Genomic DNA, 6,242 nt, shown 5'->3' on the forward strand with positions numbered 1-6,242 from the left:
ACGAATGTCGCTCGCGGGTGAAGCGGGCGACATGCGCGGAGCGGCGGCCGACGGCCCGGTGTCTCACCCGTCCGCCGGGGATCCGGCACCTGCCCCGCGAGCGGCGAACTCCGCGAACCACGCCAGCATCTCCGGATGGGTGACGGCTCCCTCGCTGCTCACCTCGCCGGGGCGGGCGCCCTGGAGGACGCGCTTGACCGGGACTTCCAGCTTCTTGCCGGTGAGGGTGCGGGGGACGGCGGGGACCGGCACGATCACGTCGGGCACGTGGCGCGGGGACAGCCGGTTCCTGATGGCCGCGGCGATGCGCCGACGCGTGCCGTCGTCGAGCGCGGTGCCCTCGGCGGGTACGACGAACAGCGGCATGAAGTAGCCGCCGTCGGGCTGTTCGACACCGATGACGAGACTGTCGGCGATCCCGGGGAGCTGGTCGACGACGGCGTAGATGTCGGCGGACCCCATGCGTACGCCGGACCGGTTCAGGGTGGAGTCGGAGCGCCCCGCCACGACGACCGACAGGTCGGCGTCGACGGTGACCCAGTCGCCGTGCCGCCAGACCCCGGGGTAGGTGTCGAAGTAGCTGGCCCGGTAGCGGGCGCCGTCCGGGTCCCCGACGAAGTGGAGCGGCATGGACGGCAGCGGCGCGGTCACCACCAGCTCGCCCTGCTCGCCCGTCAGGGGGCGTCCCTCGGGGTCCCAGGAGGCCAGGGCGACGCCGAGGGCGGGGGCCTGGATGCGGCCCGCGCGGACGGGCAGCAGCGGGGTGCTTCCCGCGAGGACCGAGCAGACGTCCGTACCGCCGCAGATGGACTGGAGCCGCACGCCGGGTGTCAGCCGGTCGTGGACCCAGTGCCAGGTGCCGGGCGGCAGGGTCGACCCGGTCTGCAGGACGGTCCGCAGCCGGCCGAGTCCGAAGGTGTCCGCGGGACGGCTGTCCGCCTTCTCCGCCGCGGTGAGATAGGCCGCGCCGAGGCCGAGGACGGTCGCGCCGGTCCGCTCGGCGACCGCCCAGACGCCGTCGACGCCGGGGTACGTCGGGCTTCCGTCGTACAGGACGACGGTGCTGCCGTGCAGCAGTCCGCCGACCAGGAAGTTCCACACCATCCAGCTGGTGGAGGTGATGAAGAGGTAGCGGTCGTCGGCGCGCAGGTCGACGCCCAGGCCCAGTGCCTTGAGCAGTTCGACCACGATGCCGCCGTGGCCCTGCACGATCCCCTTCGGGATCCCCGTGGTGCCCGAGGACCACAGGATCCAGAGCGGGTGGTCGAAGGGGACGTCGGCGAACTCCAGTGGTCCGTGCGCCGGCGGCAGCGCGGACCAGACGTGCTGGTGGACGTCGGTCCGCCCGGACCACGGTCCGTCCGGGGCGTCGAAGAGGCTGTCGACGGCGAGGAGGTGGCGGACGGTGGGGAGTCCGTCCGCGAGTTCGGCGATCTCCGGGCGCCTGTCGTAGGTCTTGCCGCCGTAGCGGTATCCGTCCGCCGCCACGAGGACCGTCGGGCGGGCCTGCCGGAGCCGGGCCAGCACGCTGGGCGTGCCGAAGTCCGGGGAGCAAGCCGTCCACACGGCGCCGACGGCGGCCGTGGCGAGCAGCGCCACCACGGTCTGGCGGAGGTTGGGGAGGTATCCGGCCACGCGGTCGCCCGGCTCCACGCCCATCCCGCGCAGCGCCGCCGCGACATCGGCGACCTGCCGGCGCAGCTCGTCCCAGGAGGTCTCCTCGGGAGTGCCGCCCTCGGTCAGGCACACGAGCGCCGGGCGGGCGTCCGTGGCCCGGGCGAAGCAGCGTTCGGCGAAGTTCAGCCGGGCGCCGGGGAACCACGTGGCGCCCGGCATCGACGCCTCGCCCAGCACCGTGTCGTAGCCGCTGACCGCGTCCAGCCCGTAGAACTCCCACACCGCCGACCAGAATCCGGCGAGGTCGGTGGAGCTCCACCGCCACAGCTCGGCGTAGTCGGAGAAGCGCAGACCCCGTACTTCGCTCACCCAGTCCATGAAGGCGGCGACGTTGGAATCCTCCAACTCGCGGCGACCGGGGGACCACAGCAGATCGGTGTCGGTGTTCATCGGGGTGCCTTTCTGGGCTGGACGCGGCGTGTCAGCCGGCTTCCACGTCGCGGAGCAGTTCTTCCGCGCGCGGCCACGGGCCGTGGCCGGACGCGGGGTTGAGATGGCCGACCTCGCCGAGTTCCACCAGGGCGCCGCCCCAGTCACGGGCCAGTCCGGCGACCCGCTCGGCCGTGCCGAGGGGGTCGTTCGAGCTGGCGGCGACGACGCTGGGGAAGGGCAGCGGGCTCCGGGGCACCGGTGTCCAGCCGTGTTCGCCGAGCGTCTCCGGGGTCGGATAGCCCTCGGGCAGCGGGGTGTCGAAGTCCGGCGGTGTCACGAGCAGCGCTCCGCGCACCTGTGCCGTGCTTCCCCGGGCCCAGTGGACCGTGGTGATCACGCCGGCGCTGTGCGCGACGAGCACGACGGGACCTTCGGCCTGCGAGACCACCTTGTCGAGCGCCGCCACCCGGGCCTCGCGGCTCAACGCGTCCTCGGTGAGCGGCGGGACGGTGAGCACGGTCCGCCCGGCCTCGGCCAGCCGGTCACCCAGCAGGGTCTGCCAGTGGTCGGCGACATGGTCGCGCAGTCCCGGGACGATCACGATCACCGGCTCGGTCGCTGTGTTCACGCCGTCACCACCGCGTCCTCGGGCTCCGCCGCCGGGGCCGGGGCGCTCGTCAGCCGGAGCAGGTCACGCTCGTAGAAGTGGCGGCCGACCAGGAAGGCGAGGGTGGCGACGAGCGCCGTGAGCGGGATGACCCGCAGGGCACCGAGCAGTCCCATGTCGTCCGCGAGCGCGCCCGTCAGGGCGGGACCGGGAGCCAGCCCGAGCAGGCTGTTGGCGAGGGTCAGGGTGGCGAAGGCCGTCGCGGAGATGGCCGCGGGGGTCAGGTTGGCCACCATGGCGGTCGCGGGTCCCGCCGTGCCGGCCGACAGCAGGGCTCCGGCCGCCAGCACCGCCAGCTGGAGGGGTCCCGTCGGCAGCCGGAAGGCGGTCATGAGCAGGGCGAGCGAGCCGAGGCTGCACCCGATGGCGACCGCCCACTTGCGGATGGGGAACGCCCTGCTGATGCGGTCGGAGACGATGCCGCCGCCGATCATGCCGACGCCGATGACGAGGATGAAGACACCGGCGGTCGCGCCCGCCTTGGCGGTGGGCATGTCGTAGTAGCGGTTGAAGTAGCTGGGCAGCCAGGCCATCAGGGAGGCGGCGATGAACAGTTGGAGGCCGCTGCCCACGTAGGCGCTGATCACCGACACGGAGGAGAACAGCCGGGGCAGCAGCACGCGCAGCCGCCCCTGGGGACCGGGCTCGGACTCGGAGCCGGAGCCGGTGGAACCGCCCTCCGGCGCCAGCCTCTTCTCGGTGACGACGACGCCGTAGACCGCCGCCAGGACCAGACCGAAGATGCCCATGACGCCGAACGCCCAGCGCCAGCCGAGGTGTTCGGCGACGGCGCCGCCGATCGACACGCCGAGGACCGAACCGAAGGCACCGCCCGCGATGAAGGCGCCGGAGAGGGTGGCGCGCAGACCCAGGGGGAAGATGCTCAGGACGACGGCGATGCCGACGCTTCCGTACGCCGCCTCGCCGATGCCGACGAAGAGCCGGCCGACGAGCATCTGGTCGTAGCTCGCGGAGACCGCGCAGCCGAGGGTCGCCACGCTCCACATCGCGGCGGCGAGCAGCAGGCTCTTGACCCGCCCCCAGCGGTCGGCCATCAGCGACATGGGGAAGGTGAGCAGGCCGACCATGAGGGCGACGACGCTGCTGAGGGTGCCGAGCCTGGCGTCCGAGAGCAGCCACTCGCTCTTGAGGTCGGGGAAGACGGCGTTGAGGACCTGCCGGGACATGTAGTCCGACAGCAGCAGACCGAAACTGAGGGCGAAGACCACCCAGGCGTAACGACGGGACACGGGCCATCCGGACGAGGCGGTCGTGTCCGTCCCGGGGACGGGTCCAGCAGTGGTGTGCAACTCCATTGTCATCACCTCACGCGCTGTTGGGAGGAAGGGGGCTAGAACGGTCTGTCGCCGACGATTCCCGCGCGCTCCATGCGGCGGACGGCGGGCCAGTAGTCCTGTACGGCGTAGTGCTGGGTGGAGCGGTTGTCCCAGATGGCGACGCTGTTCGGGGTCCAGCGCCAGCGCACCTGGTACTCCGGGATCGCGGCCTGGCCGATCAGATAGTTGAGCAGGAGGCCCGCGCCGGGGGCGAAGTCCTGTCCGAACCGGACGTTCTCGGGCGTGTGGTAGTTGACGAAGTGGGTGGTGAACGCGTTGACGAAGAGGATCTCCTCGCCGGTCTCCGGGTGGACGCGCACGACCGGGTGCTCCGCGTCGGGGAACTGCGCCTTGAGGGCGTGCCGCTTCTCCTGGGGCATCACGGCGCCGAAGGTGGCCTCGATGCTGTGCTTGGCCCGCAGACCACGGATCTTGGTGCGGATGTCCTCGGGCAGCCGGCGGTACGCCTCGGCCATGTTGACCCAGATGGTGTCCCCGCCGACGGGCGGCCCCTCGACACAGCGCAGCACCGCGCCCATGGCCGGGTTCTCGCGCCAGGTGCCGTCCGTGTGCAGGGCGTTCTCGTAGTGCTCGGCCGGGCTGTCCAGGTCCTTGTAGATCCGCACCAGGCCGGGGTGCTCGGGGTCGCTGCCGGCCACCGGGTGGTCCTCCAGCGCGCCGAAGCGCTCGGCGAAGGCGACGTGTTCGGCGCGCGTGATGTCCTGGTCGCGCAGGAACAGCACCTTGTACTGGAGCAGCAGGGACTTGATCTCGGTGAAGAGGTCGTCGTCGTGTGCGGCGTCGCCGAGGTTCACACCGGACAGTTCCGCGCCGATCGAGCAGGTCAGCGGTTCGACGCGGATCGAGCCGCGGTGATGGGAGCGGACCGGCGCGCCCTCGGGCGGAGCGAGCGTGTGTTCCATGGTGCTTCCTCCTGGAGAGAGTGGAGTTGAACCGCGGGGGAGTGCTGGGGCTCAGAGGACGAAGACGGACGATCCGGTGGTCCGTCCCGCCTCCAGGTCGCGGTGCGCCTGGGCGGCGTCCTCGAGGGCGTAGCGCTGGTTGACCTTGATGTCGATGCGGCCGGAGCCGACGTGGTCGAAGAGTTCGCCGGCGAGCTCCGCCCGCTCCGCGGGGTCCGCGATGTAGTCGGCGAGTGCGGGCCGGGTGACGAACAGGGAGCCCTGGACCGCGAGTTGCATGGCGTCGATGGGCGGGACGGGGCCGGAGGCGGTGCCGAAGCAGACGAGCAGTCCGCGGCGGCGCAGCGAGGCGAGCGAGGAGGCGTACGTGGTCTTGCCGACGCTGTCGAAGACGACCGGGACCCCGGCGCCGTCGGTGAGTTCGCGCACCCGCTCGGCCACGTTCTCGCTCCGGTAGTGGATGACGTGGTCGCAGCCGTGGGCCCGGGCCAGTTCGGCCTTCTCCTCGGTGGAGACGGTGCCGATGACGTTCAGTCCGAGGAGCTTGGCCCACTGGCAGACGATGAGGCCGACACCGCCCGCCGCCGCGGTCAGCAGGATCGTGTCGCCCTCCTCGAGGGGGTGGATCCTGCGGAGCAGGTACGAGGAGGTCAGGCCGCGCATGGTCATCGCCGCGGCCGTCTCGAAGGCGATGCCGTCCGGCAGCTTGATCAGGGAGCCGACGGGCATGACGCGCTCGGTGCTGTAGGCGCCGAGCGGACTTCCGGTGTACGTGACCCGGTCGCCCTCGGAGAACCCGGTGACGCCCTCGCCGACCGCCTCGATCACGCCCGCCGCCTCGACGCCGAGCCCGGCGGGCAGCGGCGCGGGATAGAGCCCGGTGCGGAAGTAGGTGTCGGCGAAGTTGAGTCCGACGGCGTGGTGGCGGATCCGGACCTGGCCGGGGCCGGGGTCGCCGACGACGACCTCCTCCCAGCGCAGGACCTCGGGACCGCCGGTCTCCTTGAATCGAATGGCGTGGGCCACGGGGGCGCTCCGTTGTTCGTGTCGGGTGGATGGGGAGAGGAAGGGCCGCCGGAGCCGGGGGGTCTGGTTCCGGCGGCCACGTGGCGTGTCGGGTGGCGCGGTGCCGCGCCGGGCCCTGCCCCGGTACGGCTCGGTGCGGGCTCGACCCGGTCGCGGGCCGAGCGCGTGGCGGCCGGCCGGGCCGAGCCGGTGATCCGCGCGGCAGGCCGCGCGGCGGCCGGGCGGCCCGGACCGCGGGCC

5 protein-coding genes are annotated in these 6,242 nt (G+C 72.4%); all 5 read right to left on the reverse strand.

Annotated elements, in window-relative coordinates; all coding sequences use genetic code 11:
• Positions 1 to 63 precede the first annotated feature (63 nt).
• Genes CW362_RS34760 through CW362_RS34780 form a run of 5 tightly spaced genes read right to left on the reverse strand, consistent with a single transcriptional unit; the run spans position 64 to position 6,002 of the window.
• Positions 64 to 2,067 (reverse strand): acetoacetate--CoA ligase, encoded by a 2,004-nt coding sequence (locus CW362_RS34760; RefSeq protein WP_103553599.1) that lies wholly within the window; start codon positions 2,065 to 2,067, stop codon positions 64 to 66.
• A gap of 31 nt (positions 2,068 to 2,098) precedes the next feature.
• On the reverse strand, positions 2,099 to 2,677 hold the full coding sequence (locus CW362_RS34765; RefSeq protein WP_103553600.1) for an RBBP9/YdeN family alpha/beta hydrolase: 579 nt from the start codon (positions 2,675 to 2,677) through the stop codon (positions 2,099 to 2,101).
• Positions 2,674 to 4,032, reverse strand: coding sequence for an MFS transporter (locus CW362_RS34770; protein WP_103553601.1), 1,359 nt, complete (start codon positions 4,030 to 4,032; stop codon positions 2,674 to 2,676). Before CW362_RS34770 ends, CW362_RS34765 begins: the two co-directional genes overlap by 4 nt.
• 35 nt (positions 4,033 to 4,067) lie before the next feature.
• Entirely contained in the window at positions 4,068 to 4,976 is a 909-nt protein-coding gene (locus CW362_RS34775) for a TauD/TfdA dioxygenase family protein (protein ID WP_103553602.1), read from the reverse strand.
• Positions 4,977 to 5,027: 51 nt separating this feature from the next.
• Positions 5,028 to 6,002 carry a quinone oxidoreductase family protein gene (locus CW362_RS34780; RefSeq protein WP_103553603.1) on the reverse strand — a complete coding sequence of 325 codons (975 nt, stop codon included), beginning with the start codon at positions 6,000 to 6,002 and terminating at the stop codon, positions 5,028 to 5,030.
• Positions 6,003 to 6,242 lie beyond the last annotated feature (240 nt).

Source organism: Streptomyces populi, from assembly GCF_002911015.1.
Classification (GTDB): domain Bacteria; phylum Actinomycetota; class Actinomycetes; order Streptomycetales; family Streptomycetaceae; genus Streptomyces; species Streptomyces populi.

Excerpts from the sequence above, each read along its gene's own strand:
- CW362_RS34760 (WP_103553599.1), bottom strand. The coding sequence starts at position 2,067 with ATGAACACCGACACCGATCTGCTGTGGTCCCCCGGTCGCCGCGAGTTG.
- CW362_RS34770 (WP_103553601.1), bottom strand. The coding sequence starts at position 4,032 with ATGGAGTTGCACACCACTGCTGGACCCGTCCCCGGGACGGACACGACC.
- CW362_RS34775 (WP_103553602.1), bottom strand. The coding sequence starts at position 4,976 with ATGGAACACACGCTCGCTCCGCCCGAGGGCGCGCCGGTCCGCTCCCAT.